The following is an 18774-nucleotide window of genomic DNA, read 5'->3' on the forward strand; positions in this document are numbered from 1 at the left end:
GTTCCTCCTGGGATTCCGCGTCCCTTAAAAAGCCCATGCGATGGCCCCGGTATCTGGCTGTCGAGGGTGTGCCTCGATCACAGTGGCGCGACCGCTCCGGACTCTCACCGGATTCCCGTCAACCATCGCTATTACCAGCGCACTCTCGCATTGACCCGACTGTGGTGTCAATCGCAACCGTCCGGCCGATCGGCGAGACGTTCGCGCGTACTTCACCGGGCGGTCGGTGACAGTTGGCGGGTTCGCCATGCCGACCGGGATCGATGGGTCGGTGCGAATAGTGCAGCTGGCCAACTTCTACGGTCCCCGATCGGGTGGGCTGCGCACCGCCCTACACAACTGGGGCGCAGGCTATTGCGGACGCGGGCACGAGGTGATCCTGGTCGTTCCCGGCAGGCGCGACGCCGAGGAGGTGATGGCGAGCGGGGTCCTGCGGATCACCCTGGCTGCGGTGCCGATCCCGGGGACCGGTGGCTACCGCGCCGTCAACCCGCGCCGGGTTGCCGATGTCGTGCGGGGGCTGCGCCCGGCCGCGCTGGAGGTGTCGGACCGGCTGACGCTGCGCGGCTTCGGGCAGTGGGCGCGTCGGCGGGACGTGCGGAGCGTGGTGGTGTCCCATGAACGACTCGACCGACTGCTCGGTCAGGTGCTGCCGCCGCGCACGGCGCGATCGTGGGCGGATGTCGCCAACGCCAGGATGGTGCGCAACTTCGATGCGGTGGTCTGCACCACCGCGTTCGCATCCGAGGAGTTCACCCGGATCGGCGCGGGAAACCTGTTCCGCGTTCCACTGGGCGTCGACCTGGCGCTGTTCCATCCGGATCGGCGGGACGAGGGCGTGCGCGAGCACTACGCCCTGCCGTCGCAACGGCTGTTGCTGCACTGCGGTCGGCTGTCGGTGGAGAAGCAGGTCGATCGCAGCATCGACGCGGTCCGGTCCCTCGTCGGGCAGGGCCAGGACATCCGACTGGTGATCGCAGGCGACGGGCCGAAGCGAGAAGCCTTGCGACACAGGGCGCGAAAGCTGCCGGTGCACTTCGCGGGCTTCATCGGCGACTCCGGACGGCTGGCGACGTTGTTCGCCTCCGCCGATGTCACCCTTGCGCCGGGCCCGCACGAGACGTTCTGCCTGGCGGCCCTGGAGTCGCTGGCCGCGGGGACGCCGGTGGTCGCGGCGCGGTCGTCCGCCCTCGCGGAGATCATCACCCCGGGTTGCGGGGCGCTGGCGCACGGGAGGGGCGTCGCGCTGGCGGACGCCGTCACCGAGGTCCTGGCCCTCCCCGCGGGTGCGCGCCGGGATTCGGCCCGGCTGCGGGCCGAACAGTTCAGCTGGTCGGCGTCAGTCGACGGGATGCTGTCGGTCCTGGCGGGGCGCTGACGGCGGGGCGGACAGCGCAAGGCGCAACGCGGCCGCGGCCCGTCCCATCGCCTCGGGACCCGAGCGGCCGACCCCGACCATGTTCGCGAAGGAGTGGATCAGCCCGCGCTCGCACACGTGCTGTACCTCGACCCCCGCCTCGCGCAGCTTCTCGGCGTAGGCCTCTCCCTCGTCGCGCAGCGGATCGAATCCCGCCGTCACGACGTAGGCGGGAGGAAGGCCGGTGAGGTCGCCGTAGATCGGGGACAGCAGCGGATCGGTTCGGTCCACGCCCGCGGGGACGTAGCTTGCCTCGCAGAGGTCCATGAACCGTTCGGTCAGGAAGAATCCGGTCGCGAAGGTCCTCCGGCTGGGCCGCTTCACCGCGACATCCGTCCCGGGATAGATCAGCAACTGGAACACGGGGGGTGCACCCAGCTCCCCGCGCGCGGCACGCTGGGCGAGGACGGCGGCGAGGTTGCCGCCCGCGCTGTCGCCGCCGACGGCGACCCGGTCCGGGTCGATGCCCAAGCCGGCCGCGTTGGCGGTCACGAACGAGTACGCCGCCTCGACGTCGCGCACGGCGGCGGGGAAGGGCGACTCCGGGGCCAGCCGGTAGTCGACGGCGACGACCCGGATCCCGGCCCGCTCGGCGAGGAAGCGGCACACCGCGTCGTGGCTGTCGAGATCGCCGTAGACCCAGCCGCCGCCATGGAGGTAGACCAGCGCGGGCGACGTGGTGGTCAGGCCGCGAGGGGTGTAGAACCGCAGGCGGAGCGGGCCTGCCGGGCCGTCGATGTCGCGGTCGGTGACCGCACCGATCGGCGGATTGCCGCCGACGGCCCTGGAACTGGACAGCAGCGCGCGCCGGCCGCCTGGAATCGGACGCTCCTCGGCGGCCGCGCCCTCGAGCCTCCCCAACGCGAGCATGAGCTGCATCTCGGCGTCGAGGACGTTGCCGTCGATCTCCACCGGCCGCCCTGCCAGCCGGCGGAGGAGGCCCGCTGGCATCGACAGCAGGGTCTGCAACGCGTGCCGCTTCGCGGCGTCGAACGCCCTGGCCATACGGACGAACCTATCCGCTCGTCCCTGGGCGCATGCGCGGTTCGGGGCTCAGGAGTCCTTCGCCGCGGCGGTCACGTCGAGCACGACCTCGAACTCGAGCAGCGAGGCGCCGGTCGCCACCGGCTTCGCGCGCTCACCCGAGTGGGCGGCCCTGGCCGGGCCGTCGGCCCAGGCCTTGAAGGCCTCCTCGGATTCCCACTGCGTCACGACGAAGTAGCGCTCGTCGCCCTTGACGGGGCGCAGCAACTGGAAGCCGAGGAAGCCGGGGGAGTTCTCGACCGCGTGCGCGCGGTTCGCGAAGCGCTTCTCCAGCTCGGGGCCCGCGCCCTCGGGAACCTCGATTGCATTGATCTTCACGACTGCCATGCGGGCGAGCGTACTCCGCTCGGGATCAGGCGCCGGTGGTGTCGGGCTCCGCGAGATGCTCGGTCAGGACGGCCAATTGGATCTTGCCCGCGTCGGCGTGGACCGCACGGCCCGCGTCGGTGACGTCGACGAACACACCGCGACGATCCGACTCGCACAGCGACCGCGCGACGAGCCCCGCCTTCTCCAGCCGCGCGACGCTCCTGGAGAGGGCACTCGGGCTCAGGTACATGTCCGCGGCGAGCTCCTGCATTCGCGGGTGCTTGCAGGTGACGCTCATCAGGCGGTCGAGGGTCTCGAAGTCACTCATGCTCAGGCCGTGCGCGCTCTGCATCTGTCGATCGAGGTCGCACGCGATCCCGTTGTACCGGTCGAGCAGCGCTCGCCAGGTGTCGCGGAGCTCCGCTTCTGACGTCATGGCCGCATCCTAGTGCCGGTCCACCGATTGATGCAAGCGAATTAAATGTTAACGAAATTAGTGCTTGCGCATTGATTGCACGTGCACATACAGTCCTCGACGTGACTATCACCGAAACCACTCCGAACCTCACCGCTTCGCCGGGTTCGACCACTCCTGTCGCAGGGCAGGCATGGACGGCCCGCCTCTGGGGGATCCTCGCGGTGCTGTGCGTCGTGATGTTCCTCGATGGGCTCGACGTCTCGATGGTGGGCGTCGCGCTGCCCTCGATCGGCACCGAACTCGGCCTCGACACCACCTCGCTGCAGTGGATCATCAACGGCTACGTGCTCGGCTTCGGCGGCCTGCTGTTGCTCGGTGGGCGCACAGCCGACCTGCTCGGCAGGCGCAACGTCTTCCTGGTGGCGCTGGCTGTCTTCGCCGTCGCCTCGCTGGTCGGCGGGCTCGTCGACAACGGCACCCTGCTCATCGTGACCCGCTTCGTGAAGGGCCTCGCCGCGGCCTTCACCGCGCCGACCGCGATGTCGATCCTGACCACCACCTTCAAGGAGGGGCCTGCCCGCAACCGGGCGCTGTCGATCTTCTCCGTGTTCGGTGCCAGCGGCTACTCGTCGGGGCTGATCCTCGGCGGGCTGCTCACCAGCGCCGGATGGCGGTGGACGTTCCTGATGCCGGTGCCGTTCGCGGTCGCGACCCTCGTCGCCGCCGTCGTCCTCATCCCGCGGGACCGGCCGGCCGACACCGGCGGGCACGACATCGTGGGTGCGGTCACCCTGGTCGCGGGCATGATGCTCGCCGTCTACACCGTGGTCTCCGCGCCTGCGCGCGGCTGGGCGGACCCGCTCACGCTCGGGCTCTTCGCGCTCGCGGCGGTACTGCTGGCCTCGTTCGTCTTGGTGGAGAAGCGAATTGCGCATCCGCTGGTCCGGCTGAGCATCCTCAGGGTGGGCGCGATCGTGCGGGCCAACCTGAGCATCATCGCGCTCTTCGGTTCCTACCTGAGCTTCCAGTTTATGGTGACGATCTTCCTGCAGTCCGGGCTCGGCTGGTCGCCGCTGAAGATGGCGATGGCGTTGCTCCCGGCCGGACTGATCGTCGCCTTCGGCTCGCCGTTCGTCGGACGTCTCGTCGACCGGTTCGGTACGCCGCGGATGATCATCGCCGCGCTCGGCTCGCTGAGCCTTGGCTACCTGTGGTTCCTGTTCGTCGGCAGCGACCAGCCGACGTACGCGGTGGCCATCCTGCCCAGCGTGATCCTGCTCGGCTTCGGTTTCACGTTCGGCTTCACCTCGATCATGGCCCAGGCCACCTCGGGCGTCGACGACTCCGAGCAGGGCCTGGCCTCGGGTCTGGTCCAGACCTCGATGCAGGTCGGCGCGGCGCTGGTGCTCGCACTGACCACGGCGCTGGTCACCGCGGGGTCGCACACCGGAGCGGGCACCGCGAGCTTCGATCAGTTCCGCCCCGGCCTGATCCTGGTCACGGGTGTGGCGCTGCTCGGGCTGGCGATCACCGTCTGGCCGCTGATCCGCGGGCGCAGGTATTCGGCCGTGCCGGAGGCGAGCCGGGCCTGACCGGGCACACCGACCGCGAGGCAGCACGGCACCGGGATAACCTCGGTGCCGTGCTGCATGACGAGGGTGGGACCGGTCGGCCGATTCTGTTGCTCCACGGACTGATGGGCAGCGCCAGGACCTGGCGCAGGCACGTGCCGTGGCTCCGCGAGTACGGGCACGTCTACACCTTCGACGCGGCCGGGCACGGCAGGCCGGCGCCGGCCGAACTGACCACCGCGGCGTTCGTCGAGGACCTCGCCGCAGCGCTGACGCCGATCACCGAGCCGATGGTGGTGATCGGACACTCGATGGGCGGGCTGCACGCCTGGTGCTTCGCCGCCGCGTACCCCGATCGCGTCAGCGCGCTCGTCGTCGAGGACATGGCGCCCGACTTCCAGGGGCGCACCGCGCGCGACTGGGCCGAGATGATCGGGTCATGGCCGCAGCCGTTCCGCGACCGCGAGCACATGATCGAGTTCTTCGGACCCGTTGCGGCGCAGTACTTCATGGACTCCTTCGAGGAGCGGTCCGACGGCTTCCATCTGCACGGCGAGGTGCCGGTGTGGCGGGACATCTCCGAGGAGTGGGGGACCCGCGACTTCTGGGCGCAGTGGTCGGCGGTCCGGGCGCCCGCCCTGCTGCTGGAGGGCGAGTTCACCATCACCCCGGCCGGGCAGATGCGCGCAATGGCCGACACGGCAAGGGAATCCGCGACGCGGTACGAATTGGTCGCGGGTGCCGGTCACCTGGTGCACGACGACCGGCCGGTCGAGTATCGCGCCGCGGTGGAGGCGTTCCTGGGTGAGTTGCCCGCTCACGCCTCCGGCCGATGATCGGGGCTCCCCGGCGGTCCGGGTAGGCCCTGCGCCGCGCCCGCCGCGAACTCGCGCCCGAAGTCGTCGGCGCCCAGCGCCTGCGTCGCATCGGTCGTGATCCTGTCGACGTCGCCGCGCTCGCCGGACGGTAGGGGTGCGTCGACCGACGCGCGGGCGGCCGATGCGGCGCCGAGCAGCCGGGCGGCGGTGGCCGGGCGTCCGGCCAGCACGTGGGCCCCTGCGAGGCCCTCCATCGCCAGGGCCACAGCGCGGGGGTCGCCGAGGCGCAGGGCCTCGGCGTGGCCCTCCGAGTGCAGGGCAAGCGCGTGGTCGGCGTCGCCGCGCAGTTCCGCGACGAACCCGAGCTCGGCCAGCATGAGCGTGGTGATCGGCCCGAAATCGGTGCGCCTGCCCCAGTCGAGCATCGACAGGAGGCGGGGTTCCGCGTCCTCCAGTCGGCCGGCCCGGCGGTCCGTCAGGCCAAGCCCGATCTCGGCGGAGACCTCTCCATTGCGGTAACCGTGTTCCAGTGCCATCTGTAGGGACCGTTCGTGGAGCTCCCGAGAGCGGGTGAGATCGCCGGTCAGGAGCGCGATTCGGGCGAGACCGCACAATCGATCGGTCGCCTCACGCCACAGGCCGAGTTCCTCCGCCGCACGGAACCCGTCGGCGTGTAGGTCCCGTGCTCGCCCGTAGTCGCCCGCGATTTCCGCGAGGGAGGCGAGCGGGTAGGCGGCCTGTGCCTGACCCCAGCGGTCGCCGAGTTCACCGAAGATCGCCATGCTCCGCTCGCCATCGCGGGCGGCCGCGGCGAGCCCGTCGGGCCCGGTGCGGAACTGGGCGCGCGTGCACAGGGCGGCGGCCACCGCCCACGGATCGTCCTCGGTCTGAAGCTGGGTGAGTGCACGCTCCACCAGCTCCCTGCTGCCGTCCATGTCGACCGCCCCGTACCTCGCGTACGCCAGGAACCAGATGGCACGGCCGTGGCCAGGGAACTCGACTGCGCCCCGCGTCGGCGAGAGGTCGAGGCCATTGGATGAGTCGGGTGCGTGACGTAGCAGTCGAATGCCACTGTGCCAGTGGGCCGCTCGAATCGCGATCGGGCCTTCGGGGCTAGCCGTGCTCCGCCGTGCCGCGTCGAGCCAGCGGTCGGCCTCGGTGAATCGGCCGCGCAGCACCCAGTACCAGGTCAACGCGTCGACCAAGCGCAGCCCGAGATCTGGGTGGTCGAGGACGGCGACGGACAGTGCGCCCCGGAGATTCGCGCTCTCCGCGTCGAGCCGTGCCAGCCAGGTCCGCTGCGATCCCCGATGCAGATGCGGCCGGGCGGTCTCGGCGAGTGCCGTGTAGTACCGGCAGTGCCGCTCGCGCAGTGCGCCGAGTTCGCTCGCCTCGCCGAGACGTTCGGCGGCGTAGGCGAGAATCGACTCCAGGAGCCGGTACCTCGGTCCGTCGGCAGAATCGGACACGACTACCAGCGACCGGTCGACGAGACCGGAGATCAGGTCGAGGACGCCGGCTGCGTCGATGCCGTCACCCGAGCACACCGCTTCCGCGGATTCGAGTGTGCAGCCGTCGGCGTAGACGGCGAGGCGACGAAGCAGGGTGCGCTCGGCGGTGGTGAGCAGTGAACTGCTCCAGTCGATCATCGCGCGCAGGGTCTGCTGTCGCGGCGGAGCGTCCAGGTAGCCGGTCGTCAGCAGGCTGAATCGGTCCTCGAGGCGTTCGAGCAGGCGAACGGCGCCGAGCACCCGGATGCGCGGCGCGGCCAGTTCGAGGGCGAGCGGGATGCCGTCGAGTCGTGTGCAGATCGCGGCCACCGTCGAGGCGTTGTCCGCCGTCAACTCGAAGCCGGGGGCGGATGCCGCGGCGCGGGACACGAACAGCTGCACCGCGCTCGATTCGGCCACCGACTCGGGGTCGCCGGGAAGGCTCAAAGGTTCTACGGGCCAGAGGGTTTCGCCTCGAATCGCCAGCGGCGTCTGGCTGGTGGCGAGGATCCGCAGGCCGGGCGCGGCGGCCAGCAGGTGCCCGGCGACCAGACCCACCGCGGCCGCCAGGTGCTCGCAGTTGTCGATCACCAGTAGCATGCTCCTGGTCCGTAGGGCCTCGGTCAGGCGCGCAAGCGGATCGGTGGGTTCCGGTGCGGTAACGGCACGAGTCGGGGTGTGCTCGCGGATGGCGAGGACCGTCAGCATCGCATCGGCGATCGCCGCGGTGCCCGGTTCGGTCTCGCGTGTCAGCGCGGCCAGTTCCACCAGCCACACGCCGTCCGAGATCGAATCCTCCAGCTGCCATGCGGTTTCCATGGCGAGTCGGGTCTTGCCGACGCCGCCGGGGCCGGTGAGCGTCACCAGTCGGGAGCCATCGAGTGCGGCGCGGATGCCCGCCACCGCCTCCGTTCGCCCGATGAGCTCGGTGACCGGTCTCGGCAGGTTGCCGTGCACCGATGGCCTGCTCGCGCTCGTCGGGCCGAGCGCGGGGTCCCGGCGGAGGATCGCGCCGTGCAGCGCGACGAGTTCCGGATCGGGGTCGAGGCCGAGATCCTCGGCCAGGATCTCGCGAAGGCACGCGTAGCTCGCGAGCGCCTCTGCCTGCCTCCCCGCGCGATAGAGCGCCCGCATGTGGGCGCCGCGCAGCCTGTTCCGGTGGGGATGCCGGTCGACCAGGCCGGCCAGCTCGGCGACGAGCGCCGCATCCTCGCCGGTCGCGAGGCGGGCCTCCGCCTGCTCCTCCAGCGTGGTCAGTCGCCCCTCCTCGAGCCGGGTGGCGGCGGCTCGGGCGAACGATTCCTCGGCATGTTCGGCGAAGGCAGGACCGCGCCACAGCGCGAGGGCCTGATCGAGCAGCGCGACCCGCGCCGCCGGGTCGGGTTCGGTTCGCGCCCGGGCTGCCAACCGCTCGAATCGGGTCGCATCCACCGCATCGTCGTCCACCCTGAGCAGGTAACCGGATGTCTGGAACGCGACGAGCTCCCTGCCGCCCGGCTCGGCCTGCTCGAATGCGCGGCGCAGCAACGAGATCTTGGTCTGGAGGGTGCTCGGCGCGGTCGGAGGCGGCTCGTCGCCCCACAGTGCCTCGACCAGTCGATCCACGGAAACCGGCTTGCCCGGATGCACGAGCAAGGCCGCCAGCAGCGCGCGGACCTTGCGCTCGGTGATGGCGATCGGCCGGCCGGGTGCGGTCTCGGCGCGTAGGGGGCCAAGGACTCCGAACCGCATACCGACACGGTAGTGCAGGTCACCGACACCGGCGGCGGGGGCGAGTACCGGGTACCGACGGCCCGCGCCAGCCGACCACAAGCGATACGCAAGGACGGCCGCGCAGGCTCGGATCCGTCAACAGCACACAGCCGAACGAACGAAGGGCACACGATGAACGACAGCGCGCACACCCCGGTCACGGTCATCGGACTCGGACCGATGGGGCAGGCCATGGTCGGCGCATACCTTGACAGGGGGCATCCCGTGACGGTGTGGAACCGGACGGCGAGCCGAGCCGACGGACTGGTCTCGAGAGGAGCGAAACGAGCGGAGACACCCACCGAGGCCGTGCTGGCGAGCGAGTTGGTGATCCTGAGCCTGACCCACTACCGCGCCATGTACGACATCCTCGACACGGTCGGGGACGCGTTGGCCGGACGGGTGGTGGTCAACCTCAGCTCCGATACCCCCGAGGCGGCAAGGGAAGCCAGCAGGTGGCTCGCCGATCGGGGCGCCGATCTCCTGGTCGGCGGAGTGATGGTGCCCGCCCCGATGGTCGGGGGAGACGGCTCCTACGTCTTCTACAGCGGCGCCGAGGCGACGATGGACGCACATCGGCAGACCCTGGCCGCGATCGGCAGGCCCGATTACCGCGGCGAGGACCCTGCGCTCGCGCAACTCTGGTACCAGGCGCAGCTCGATGTCTTCCTGACGGCGTTGTCGAGCTTCGCCCACGCCGCCGCGCTGGTCGGATCGGCCGGCGTCACCGCAACCGAGTTCTTTCCTTACGCGGCGGAGACTTTCACCCTCGCGGTGTCGATGCTCGAGGAGTCAGCCGAGCGTTTCGACGCGGGTGACCACCGCGACGAGGGTGCGAAGGTGACGATGATGGGGGCCACGGCCGATCACATCGTCGGGGCCAGCCGCGATGCCGGGATCGACGTCGAACTCCCACTGGCGATCAGGGCCCACTACGACCGGGCCATCGCCGCCGGCCGGGGGAGCGACAGCTGGACCACACTGTTCGAGACGATCAGGAAGCCCGCGATTTCGAATCGGTGATCCGCGCAGGCGTCAGAGGGTCTGCGGATGGATGTCCCAGCAGCTCGTGTGACACGGGTGACGATGCCCTCGCTGATGCCTCAGGTGACGGTGGCGCACGACACCACGGCACTGTCGCACCGCCTGGGTACGGTCGCGGCATGGCAACCTCAAGCGATTTCGACGCCCTCCGGCCGGTCCTCTTCGTCTCCGGCGACAGCAGTTCCAGCATCATCTACTCGCCCGGCGGCCCGGAGTACCACCAGCACCGGTCGGCGTTGGAGGCGCACGGCATCGAGGGCTCCGGATACGACTTCTCCGGTGCCCTTCAGGCGGTGCTCACCGACCAGGCCCCCGCCACCCTCGACGCGGTCGGCTTCGACCCGGAGGGCGGCATGGTGAGCGTCTACGGCAACGATCTCGACGCGCTGCTCGTGGCGGCGAGGACCCTGCACACGTTGGTGACGGACGCGGACGCGCTCGGCGCAGCGCTGGCCCGCTCCGTCGAACTCGGCCTCGACGACTAGGCCGCCTCGGCGTAGCGACATCCGTCAGCGGTCGGAGCCGCCCTCGCCCGCGAGCGCGAACAACCCGTCCGCGGTCTGCTCGACCAGCCCGTCCACCAGCAGCGAGTCCAGCGCCCTGTCCCGCTGGGCGGGGTCGGTCAGCCACACCTGGTCGAGCCGCGCCCGTTCGACCGGTGCATGGGTCTCCCGCAGCACGTCCAGCAAGCGGCCGCGGACCTGACGGTCGGTGCCCGCGAACTTCTGCACCTTGCGCGCGGGTCCGGTGTGGGCGGGGCGACCCGCGCCGACCCACGCGCAGTCGGTCAGCGGGCAGCGGTCGCAGTCGGCGTTGCGCGCGGTGCAGACGGTCGCGCCCAGTTCCATCAGCGCGGCCGAGAACACCGCGGCCCTCGCCCTGGTCCTCGGGAGCAGGGCGTCGACGTCGGCGAGGTCGCGGGTGGTGGACGGGTTGCCCGGCTCCGCGGCGCCGTGCACCGCCCTGGCGACAACGCGCCGGACGTTGGTGTCCACCACAGGGACCCGCTGCCCGTAGGCGAAACAGGCCACCGCGCGGGCGGTGTACGCGCCGATCCCCGGCAGGCCGAGCAGGACGTCGACGTCGGCTGGGACCTCGTCGCCGTGGTCGGCGGCCAGCACCCGCGCGCACTCGTGCAGCCGCAGGGCCCGGCGCGGGTAGCCGAGCTTGCCCCACGCGCGCAGCACCTCGCCCTGGCTCGCCGCCGCCATCTGAGAGGGGACCGGCCAGCGCTGCACCCACTGTTCCCAGATCGGCGCGACGCGGACCACCGGCGTCTGCTGCAGCATGATCTCGCTCATCAGGATCTGCCACGCGGTGACGCCCTCTCGCCTCCATGGCAGGTCACGGGCCTGACGCTCGTACCAGGCGATCAGTGCGGAGGTGTTCACTTGAACTTCACACCTCCCGTTCCACGGTTTTGCCAGGTGGCCGACGACACGCGAAAGGCGCCGGGTGCACAATGACTGACATGCCTAATTCGAACCCCATCTCGGCCTGGAAGGCACTGAAGCAGGGTAACGACCGCTTCGTGAACGACGCCTCGCTGCACCCCAGCCAGGGCATCGCCGACCGGGCAAAGCTCGTCGACGGACAGCACCCGACCGCGGTGCTGTTCGGCTGCGGTGACTCACGCGTCGCCGCAGAGATCATCTTCGACCAGGGCCTCGGCGACATGTTCGTGGTGCGCACTGCAGGCCACGTCATCGACAGCTCCGTGCTCGGTTCCATCGAGTACGCGGTGGAGATCCTCAACGTGCCGCTGATCGTCGTGCTCGGTCACGACAGCTGCGGCGCCGTCGCGGCCACCCTCAAGGCACTCGACAAGGGCGCCATCCCGAACGGCTTCATCCGTGACGTCGTCGAACGGGTGGCCCCGTCGATCCTGATGGGCCGTAACGAGGGCCTCTCGACGGTGGACGAGCTCGAGGCGCGCCACGTCGTCGAGACGGGCGAGCTGCTCCAGCAGCGCTCCCGGATCATCGCGGACCGGGTGGCGGAGGGGAAGTGCGCCATCGTGGGCGTCACATACAAGCTCTCCGACGGCCGCGTGCAGCTGCAGGCCTCCGTCGGCGACATCGGAGAGGTTGCCGACTGAGCGACACGCCGGGGTTGGTGGAGGTCCGCCCGGGCCCGGGGACCTAACGTGGGTTCTGTGTTGGAACCAAACGGGCCGCTGCCCCCCGAGATCTACTGGCGACGACGCGCGCTCGCAATCGGGGCGAGTGTGGTCGCGCTCATCCTCTTCGTCTGGATCGTGACGTCGCTCGGCGGCGGAGACGATGACCCCTCGGCCGAGGCGGCCGCCGCCAGCAGCTCGCAGAGCAGCACGTCCTCGGGCCAGGCGGCGCCCAGTTCCGCAGGCGACGGCGGCGGGTCGGGGTCCGGTTCCGGATCCGGTGAGGCGTCCGCATCCGGTTCGGGATCCGGCGGTTCGGGCGGGGGCTCCTCGGTGTCCGGGTCCGTATCGGGTGAGGCGGCAGCGTCCTCGTCGGCCGTGGTCCCCGCGGGCCAGTGCCCGGATCAGTCGCTCGCCATCAAGGCCAGCTCGAACCAGCCGAACTATCCGGCCGGCCAGGAGCCGCAGTTCGGCATCGTGGTCACCAACATCGGCTCCGCGACCTGCGAGCGCGATCTCGGCGCGGGCATGCAGCAGGTGCTGGTCTACAGCCTGGACGGGCAGCAGCGGATCTGGTCGAACACGGACTGCTTCCCCAACACCGCGCCGGACATCCGCTCCCTCAAGCCCGGCGAGCAGGCCGCGTTCACGGTCAAGTGGTCGGGCGCCACGTCCGAGCCCGGCTGCACCGCGCCGCGTAACCCGGTCGGTCCCGGCGCCTACACGGTCGTCGGTCAGCTCGGCGCGCTGCGCAGCACCCCGGAACCCTTCAACATCAGCTGACGCCACTCCGCGGCCCGTGCGCGATCCGCACCCCGGTCGGGGTACGGATCACGCACGGTTCGCGGTCAGTCGAACGGGCCGGAGATCGACGTCTCGGCGAGGCGGGACAGGCCCTCCCTGATGTGCCGGGCCCAGAGCCCGCCGATGCCCTCCACCGACTGCAGGTCGGCCGCGGTCGCGGCGAGCAGGCCCTGCAGGGTGCCGAACGACCCGACCAGCCGGTGGATCTGGTGGAACTGCAGCCGCGGCACCCGGGTCAGCACCCGATAGCCGCGCGGGCTCATCGGCGCCTCGAGCGCCTCGATCGTCGCCGGGTACCCGTAGGCGCGGGCCAGGGTGGTCAGGTCGAGCAGATCCGCGTCGGTGAGCTTGTCGAGCGCCGCGAGGGTTCGCTCGACGGCCTCGGTCGGAGCCTGCCCCTGGCCTGCCAGGTAGTCGCGCGCCACGAGCTGGCGGGCGATGTCGTTGTCGCCGACCAGTTCCTCCAGCTGCAGGGCGAGCTGCCTGCCGTCGGTGCCGAGCTCGAGCACGTCGCGCTCGATCTCCACCGACACCCGGCGGACCATCTCGAGCCGCTGCACGACGGTGAGGGCATCACGAAGGGTCACGAAGTCCTCGATCTCCACGACGGAGAGCTGGTTGGTGACCTGATTGAGCCTGGATTTGTACCGCTCGAGCGTCGCGACGGCCTGGTTCGCCCTCGACAGGATGGTCGGCGAGCCCTCGAGCACGTGCCGGATGCCGCCGACGTACACGCTGACGATGCTCATCGATTGGCTCACCGAGACCACCGGGTAGCCGGTCTGGATCGCGGTCCGCTCCGCCGCGCGGTGCCGGGTGCCGGATTCCACGGTCGGGATCTTGTAGTCGGGGACCAGCTGCACGTTGGCCCGCACGATGCGGGTGCCGTCGGTGGACAACACCACGGCCCCGTCCATCTTGGAGAGCTCCCGCAGCCGGGTCGGCGCGAATTCGACGTCCAGTTCGAAGCCGCCGTCGCAGAGTTCCTCGATCTCCGCGTCGTAGCCGAGCACGATCAGGGCGCCGGTTCGGCCGCGCATGATCCGTTCCAGGCCGTCGCGGAGCTCGGTCCCCGGCGCCAGTCGAGCAATCGTCTCGCGGACGGCGGCAGACGGCGTGACGTCGTCCATTGCCGTCCCCCTCGTTCGCGGTGCGCGGCGCCTCATCGCCGGGCGGAGTCGTTCGATCCGCCATCGCTTCGCGTCAAGGTTACCCAGCGGGGGAGAGGCGGCGGGCTCCCCGGGGCCGGACGCGCCGGTGCGGGCCCGGCCAGGGGTGAATCGGGACCGCGATCGGGGAACCGATACTTTGTTAGCCGTGAGTAGTACCTGGACCCTGCCCGATGATCTCGTGTTGCCGCCTCGCCCGGACTTCTTCCCGGCGCCGGGCGGGGCCCTTCCGCAGCACTGGTCCAAGTGCTTCGGATGCGGCGACGACCAGCCCGCCGGGATGGCGATGACGTTCACCGCGGGCGAGGGCCTCGAGGTCTCCGGCCGGCTGACCGTGGCGAACCGATACCAGGGCGGACCAGGGGTGATCCACGGCGGCATCCTGTCCGTCGCCTTCGACGAGGTCCAGGGCATGGCCTGCATGGTGCTCGGCGGGCCCGTGGTCACCGGTCACCTGGAGATCGACTTCGCGAAGCCGATCCCGCTCGGATCTGTGCTCGAGTTCCGCTCCCGGATCGACGGCATGATCCGGCGCAAGGTCTACACCACCGCCGAGGCCAGGATCGTCGAGGGACCGACCGCAGGTGACGACATCGTCGCCACCTCCCGCGGGCTGTTCCTGACCATCAAGCCCGAGCACTTCGCGCCGATGCAGGACTTCGTGGACGGCGACGCGACCTCACCGTTCGGCACGTCCTCCTCGCTGTAGGCCCGCTCAGGCCCGGGGCAGCACCCGCAGGGCCTCGCCGAGGTTGGTGACCTCGGTGGCCCGCATCCCCGCAGGCGGCGTCCCGGAGTCGCGGGGCACAACCGCGTGGGTGAAGCCGAGCCGCTTCGCCTCGGCCAGCCGTCGATCGACGCCGGTGACCCGTCGCACCTCGCCGGCCAGCCCGACCTCGCCGAGCACCACCACCCCCGGCGGCAGCGCGGCGTCCTTGAACGCGGACGCCACCGCGACGGCAAGGGCCAGGTCCGCGGACGGTTCGGTCAGCCGCATTCCGCCGACCGTCGCCGCGTACACCTCCTTGTCGGAGACCTTGACCCCGCAGCGCCGTTCGAGCACGGCCAGCACCATCGACACCCGTGCCGAGTCCATGCCGCTGACCGCGCGCCGGGGTGAGGGGTTGTGTGAGGTCGCGACGAGCGCCTGCACCTCGCCGAGCAGCGGGCGCTTGCCGTCCATGGTGACGGTGACGGCGGTACCGGGAACGGTGTCGTCGCGGTGGTGCAGGAAGAGCCCGGACGGGTCGCTGACGCATTCGATGCCGTCCTCGCGCAGCTCGAAGCAGCCCACCTCGTCGGCCGCGCCGAAGCGGTTCTTCACGCCTCGCACCATGCGCAGGGTGGAATGCTTGTCGCCCTCGAAGTGCAGCACCACGTCCACCAGGTGCTCGAGGGCGCGCGGCCCGGCCACCGCGCCGTCCTTGGTGACGTGGCCGATCAGCAGCACCGGGATGCCGCTGGACTTCGCCAGCGAGGTGAGCGCGCTGGTGATGGCCCGGACCTGGGTGACGCCGCCGACCACGCCCTCGACATCCGCGGCGAGCATCGTCTGCACGGAGTCCACGATGAGAAGCGTCGGGCGGACCTGTTCGACGTGCCCGAACACGGTGGCCAGGTCCGACTCGGCGGCCAGGAACACCCGCTCGTGCACGGAGTTGGTCCGGTCGGCCCGGAGCCGGACCTGCCCGGCCGACTCCTCGCCGGTGACGTACAGCGCGCGGTCCTGCGGGTCGCGCTGGGCCCAGCGGTGCACGACCTCGAGGAGCAGGGTCGACTTGCCGACGCCCGGCTCGCCTGCGAGCAGCACAACCGAGCCGGGGACCAGGCCGCCGCCGAGCACCCGGTCGAGCTCGGGCACGCCGGTGGGTTTGGCCCTGGTGGAGGTGCCGTTGATCTGTGAGATGGGGGTCGCGGGGGACGTCGGCACCATGGACGCGCCGCGGGCGGCGGTGGCGCCCGGCCTGCTCGCGACCGCCGCGAGGACCGCCACCTCCTCGATCGAGCCCCATGACCCGCAGTCGGGGCAACGGCCGACCCATTTGGCCATCGAGTGCTGACAGGACGAGCAGCGGAAGCTCGATTTGGGTTTGGCCACCTCCGCAGCCTAGGGGTGGGGTCCGACAGCGATCCCGAGCGGCGTGACCCGGTGTGTCGTCGGGGTCGAAATGTGCTGCGCCGCAACGACGAGAACGGCCCCGACGCTGAGCGTCGGGGCCGTTCTCGTGAACCGTGGGGACTAGTGTCCGCCGCTGCCGAGGGGCTCGGCGTCGGCATTGCCGGACTTGTCCGACTCGTGCCGCTCGGCCTTCGGCCCGGCATCGACCGGCACCGAGACGACGATGTCGCCCGCGTGCTCGAAGCTGAAGGTGATCGGGACCGTCAGTCCGGGGTAGACGCCCTCGTTGATGTCGTTGAGCACCACCAGGATCAGCTGGGTGGGGTCCTCGGGGTCGTCGAGGACGGTCGCGGCGCGGACGCCTGCGCCGAGGGAGGTCTGCGGATCGATGATCCGGCCGCCCACCTCGCCCGCGATGGTGACCGAGTCGGCCGCGTCGGTGGTGATCTTGGTCAGGCGATCGGCCTTCACCTCGCTGTTGTTCACCGCGGTGAACGCGAGTGCGGCCTTGCCGCCGGGCTCGAGGCTGTACTCCTCGCTGTCGGGGTACAGGATGTGCACGTTGCGCAGGGAGATATCACCCTGGTTGGCGTAGTTGCCGTTCACGGCCGCGACCTGGGTCGCGGTCTGGGTGATCTGGCCCGCGCTGCAGGCGGACAGCGAGATCGCCGCGGCTGCGGCCAGGGCAACGGCGGTCGCGACTCGTCGAGTCGGCGCATTCAGGGCTGTCACGGGTTGTCCTCCACGGCGTCGGGTCGTACTCCACTAGGCAGAGTAGTAGTCAGGTCTGCGGACCGGGTCCCGGGGTCGCCCTTCGGGGCTTCGCGGCGGGGTTCGCGGCGCCGAAACCTGAGGCCAGATGGTCGGTTTGGGCGCCGTTGGATGCACGTTCGGGTCTGGCTGTCAACCCCTCCGGTCACCCCACTGTGCCCCTGACCAGGGCCGTTGGAGACTGTGCCGTCTGGCCCCGTGTTAAACTGTGAAGATCGAAAGGGGCACGGGACAGATGATTTTTAAGGTCGGAGACACCGTCGTATACCCCCACCACGGAGCGGCGCTGATCGAGGCAATCGAAACTCGCACCATCAAGGGTGAACAAAAGGAATATCTCGTTCTCAAGGTCGCTCAGGGCGACCTGACCGTCCGGGTCCCCGCGGATAACGCCGAGTACGTCGGCGTCCGTGATGTTGTTGGGCAGGAAGGCCTGGACAAGGTCTTCCAGGTGCTGCGCGCGCCGCACACCGAGGAGCCGACCAACTGGTCGCGCCGGTACAAGGCCAACCTCGAGAAGCTCGCCTCCGGCGACGTGAACAAGGTTGCCGAGGTCGTCCGCGACCTGTGGCGTCGTGAGCAGGACCGCGGGCTCTCCGCGGGCGAGAAGCGGATGCTCGCCAAGGCACGTCAGATCCTCGTCGGTGAGCTCGCGCTCGCCGAGGGCACCGACGACGCCAAGGCCGAGATCATCCTCGACGAGGTTCTCGCAGCAGCGTCCTGACACATGAGCAACGTGACTGACCCGGCCGAAGTGCGCAGCGGAGGCCGGGTCATTGCATTGGTGCCCGCTGCCGGGCGCGGTGAGCGTCTCGGGGAGGGCATCCCGAAGGCGTTCGTCACGCTGCGCGGTGTCTCCATGCTCCGGCTCGCGGTCGACGGGCTGATCGAGTCCGGTGTCGTCGACCGCGTCGTGGTGATCGTGCCCGCGGACCGGATCGACTCGGTGCGTTCGGAGCTGCCCGATGGCGTCGACGTCGTCGCAGGCGGCGCCGAACGGACCGACTCGGTGCGTGCGGGGCTCGCGGCCGCCGAGGACGCGGACCTGCTGCTCGTGCATGACGCGGCCCGGGCACTGACCCCACCGCCCCTGATCGCCCGCGTCGTGGCGGAGCTGCGCGCCGGCCGTGACGCGGTGGTGCCCGCCCTGCCGGTCTCCGACACCATCAAGACGGTTGACCTGCTCGGCGCGGTGACCGGCACCCCGGAACGCTCGGAGCTGCGAGCCGTGCAGACGCCGCAGGGATTCACCGCGGATCTGCTGCGGCGCGCCTATGCGGCCGCCGACTCGCTGGCCACCGACGACGCGGGCCTGGTCGAACGGATCGGCGGGCGGGTCAGGACCATCGTGGGAGATCCGCTGGCCTTCAAGATCACCACACCGCTGGACCTGGCCCTGGCCAGGGCGCTGGCGAACGACGAACCGATCGAGCAGTAGGGAGCCGGGCAACCGTGCGAGTGGGAATCGGCACCGACGTCCATCCGATCGAGGTCGGCAGGCCGTGCTGGATTGCCGGGCTGTTGTTCGAGGAGGAGAACGGCTGTGCCGGTCACTCGGACGGCGATGTCGCCGCGCACGCGCTGTGCGATGCGCTGCTGTCCGCAGCGGGCCTCGGCGACCTCGGCTCGGTGTTCGGCACCGGCAGGCCGGAATGGGACGGGGCGAGCGGCGCGGTGCTGCTGACCGAGGTGCGCAGGCTGATCGAGGGCGACGGCCTGCGGATCGGCAACGCCGCGGTCCAGGTGATCGGGAATCGTCCCAAGATCGGTCCCCGACGGGTGGAGGCGCAGGACGTGCTCTCCGAGGTGCTCGGGGCCCCGGTCTCCGTCTCCGCGACGACCACCGACGGTCTCGGGCTCACCGGCCGGGGCGAGGGCATCGCGGCAGTCGCGACCGCGCTGGTAGTTGACGCCGGTTCGGGCCGGTAA

Annotated in this window: 19 protein-coding genes and 1 riboswitch; of the genes, 11 read left to right on the plus strand and 8 right to left on the minus strand. The window is 70.5% G+C overall.

Going from position 1 to position 18774, the window contains the following annotated elements; all coding sequences use genetic code 11:
* Nucleotides 1-25 precede the first annotated feature (25 nt).
* Nucleotides 26-162, minus strand: a riboswitch (cobalamin riboswitch).
* 109 nt (nt 163-271) lie between these two features.
* Entirely contained in the window at nt 272-1378 is a 1107-nt protein-coding gene (locus RM1_RS06835; protein WP_072750615.1) for a glycosyltransferase, read from the plus strand.
* On the opposite strand, the gene RM1_RS06840 is transcribed toward RM1_RS06835, so the two are convergent.
* From RM1_RS06840 to RM1_RS06850, 3 genes are read right to left on the minus strand one after another with little or no spacing between them, the layout of a single operon-like run.
* Nucleotides 1340-2422, minus strand: coding sequence for an alpha/beta hydrolase (locus RM1_RS06840; RefSeq protein ID WP_072750564.1), 1083 nt, complete (start codon nt 2420-2422; stop codon nt 1340-1342). The genes RM1_RS06835 and RM1_RS06840 overlap by 39 nt on opposite strands.
* 48 nt (nt 2423-2470) lie before the next feature.
* The gene (gene mhuD / locus RM1_RS06845) at nt 2471-2788 is read right to left on the minus strand and encodes a mycobilin-forming heme oxygenase MhuD (protein WP_072750565.1); all 318 of its coding nucleotides are present in this window, start codon (nt 2786-2788) and stop codon (nt 2471-2473) included.
* A 25-nt stretch (nt 2789-2813) separates the two neighbouring features.
* Nucleotides 2814-3206 carry a MarR family winged helix-turn-helix transcriptional regulator gene (locus RM1_RS06850; RefSeq protein WP_072750566.1) on the minus strand — a complete coding sequence of 131 codons (393 nt, stop codon included), beginning with the start codon at nt 3204-3206 and terminating at the stop codon, nt 2814-2816.
* Between the two features lie 101 nt (nt 3207-3307).
* Here RM1_RS06850 and RM1_RS06855 point away from each other — a divergent pair, with 101 nt between their 5' ends.
* Together RM1_RS06855 and RM1_RS06860 are read left to right on the plus strand one after the other, a co-directional pair.
* The gene (locus RM1_RS06855) at nt 3308-4780 is read left to right on the plus strand and encodes an MFS transporter (RefSeq protein WP_072750567.1); all 1473 of its coding nucleotides are present in this window, start codon (nt 3308-3310) and stop codon (nt 4778-4780) included.
* A 50-nt stretch (nt 4781-4830) separates the two neighbouring features.
* The gene (locus RM1_RS06860) at nt 4831-5595 is read left to right on the plus strand and encodes an alpha/beta fold hydrolase (RefSeq protein WP_072750568.1); all 765 of its coding nucleotides are present in this window, start codon (nt 4831-4833) and stop codon (nt 5593-5595) included.
* On the opposite strand, the gene RM1_RS06865 is transcribed toward RM1_RS06860, so the two are convergent.
* A complete protein-coding gene (locus RM1_RS06865; protein ID WP_072750616.1) occupies nt 5577-8798 on the minus strand; it encodes an AfsR/SARP family transcriptional regulator in 3222 nt (1073 codons plus the stop codon). The genes RM1_RS06860 and RM1_RS06865 overlap by 19 nt on opposite strands.
* Before the next feature lie 153 nt (nt 8799-8951).
* Between RM1_RS06865 and RM1_RS06870 the strand changes: the two genes are divergently transcribed.
* Together RM1_RS06870 and RM1_RS06875 are read left to right on the plus strand one after the other, a co-directional pair.
* A complete protein-coding gene (locus RM1_RS06870; RefSeq protein WP_072750569.1) occupies nt 8952-9842 on the plus strand; it encodes an NAD(P)-dependent oxidoreductase in 891 nt (296 codons plus the stop codon).
* A 140-nt stretch (nt 9843-9982) separates the two neighbouring features.
* Complete coding sequence (locus RM1_RS06875) at nt 9983-10348, plus strand: Imm51 family immunity protein (RefSeq protein ID WP_072750570.1); 366 nt, start codon at nt 9983-9985, stop codon at nt 10346-10348.
* Nucleotides 10349-10372: 24 nt separating this feature from the next.
* On the opposite strand, the gene RM1_RS06880 is transcribed toward RM1_RS06875, so the two are convergent.
* Nucleotides 10373-11254, minus strand: a complete 882-nt coding sequence (locus tag RM1_RS06880; RefSeq protein WP_174562924.1) for an HhH-GPD family protein — start codon at nt 11252-11254, stop codon at nt 10373-10375.
* An 80-nt stretch (nt 11255-11334) separates the two neighbouring features.
* On the opposite strand from RM1_RS06880, the gene RM1_RS06885 reads away from it, so the two are divergent.
* Entirely contained in the window at nt 11335-11961 is a 627-nt protein-coding gene (locus RM1_RS06885) for a carbonic anhydrase (RefSeq protein WP_072750618.1), read from the plus strand.
* Nucleotides 11962-12018: 57 nt separating this feature from the next.
* Entirely contained in the window at nt 12019-12765 is a 747-nt protein-coding gene (locus tag RM1_RS06890) for a hypothetical protein (RefSeq protein WP_072750571.1), read from the plus strand.
* 65 nt (nt 12766-12830) lie between these two features.
* On the opposite strand, the gene disA is transcribed toward RM1_RS06890, so the two are convergent.
* On the minus strand, nt 12831-13916 hold the full coding sequence (gene disA / locus RM1_RS06895; protein WP_072750572.1) for a DNA integrity scanning diadenylate cyclase DisA: 1086 nt from the start codon (nt 13914-13916) through the stop codon (nt 12831-12833).
* A gap of 187 nt (nt 13917-14103) precedes the next feature.
* Here disA and RM1_RS06900 point away from each other — a divergent pair, with 187 nt between their 5' ends.
* Nucleotides 14104-14664, plus strand: coding sequence for a PaaI family thioesterase (locus RM1_RS06900; RefSeq protein ID WP_027500525.1), 561 nt, complete (start codon nt 14104-14106; stop codon nt 14662-14664).
* A gap of 6 nt (nt 14665-14670) precedes the next feature.
* Here the strand turns inward: RM1_RS06900 and radA are convergent, their stop codons facing one another.
* Complete coding sequence (gene radA, locus RM1_RS06905; RefSeq protein ID WP_072750573.1) at nt 14671-16053, minus strand: DNA repair protein RadA; 1383 nt, start codon at nt 16051-16053, stop codon at nt 14671-14673.
* 141 nt (nt 16054-16194) lie between these two features.
* Entirely contained in the window at nt 16195-16806 is a 612-nt protein-coding gene (locus RM1_RS06910; protein WP_072750574.1) for a copper chaperone PCu(A)C domain-containing protein, read from the minus strand.
* A gap of 274 nt (nt 16807-17080) precedes the next feature.
* Here RM1_RS06910 and carD point away from each other — a divergent pair, with 274 nt between their 5' ends.
* The 3 genes from carD to ispF are packed head-to-tail and all read left to right on the plus strand — an operon-like array spanning nt 17081 to nt 18774.
* Complete coding sequence (gene carD / locus RM1_RS06915) at nt 17081-17569, plus strand: RNA polymerase-binding transcription factor CarD (RefSeq protein WP_007528440.1); 489 nt, start codon at nt 17081-17083, stop codon at nt 17567-17569.
* A 3-nt stretch (nt 17570-17572) separates the two neighbouring features.
* Nucleotides 17573-18283, plus strand: coding sequence for a 2-C-methyl-D-erythritol 4-phosphate cytidylyltransferase (ispD, locus tag RM1_RS06920; RefSeq protein ID WP_072750575.1), 711 nt, complete (start codon nt 17573-17575; stop codon nt 18281-18283).
* Nucleotides 18284-18297: 14 nt separating this feature from the next.
* The gene (ispF, locus tag RM1_RS06925; RefSeq protein ID WP_072750576.1) at nt 18298-18774 is read left to right on the plus strand and encodes a 2-C-methyl-D-erythritol 2,4-cyclodiphosphate synthase; all 477 of its coding nucleotides are present in this window, start codon (nt 18298-18300) and stop codon (nt 18772-18774) included.

Origin of the sequence: Rhodococcus maanshanensis NBRC 100610 (genome assembly GCF_001894865.1) — a bacterium.
Taxonomy (GTDB): domain Bacteria; phylum Actinomycetota; class Actinomycetes; order Mycobacteriales; family Mycobacteriaceae; genus Rhodococcus_G; species Rhodococcus_G maanshanensis.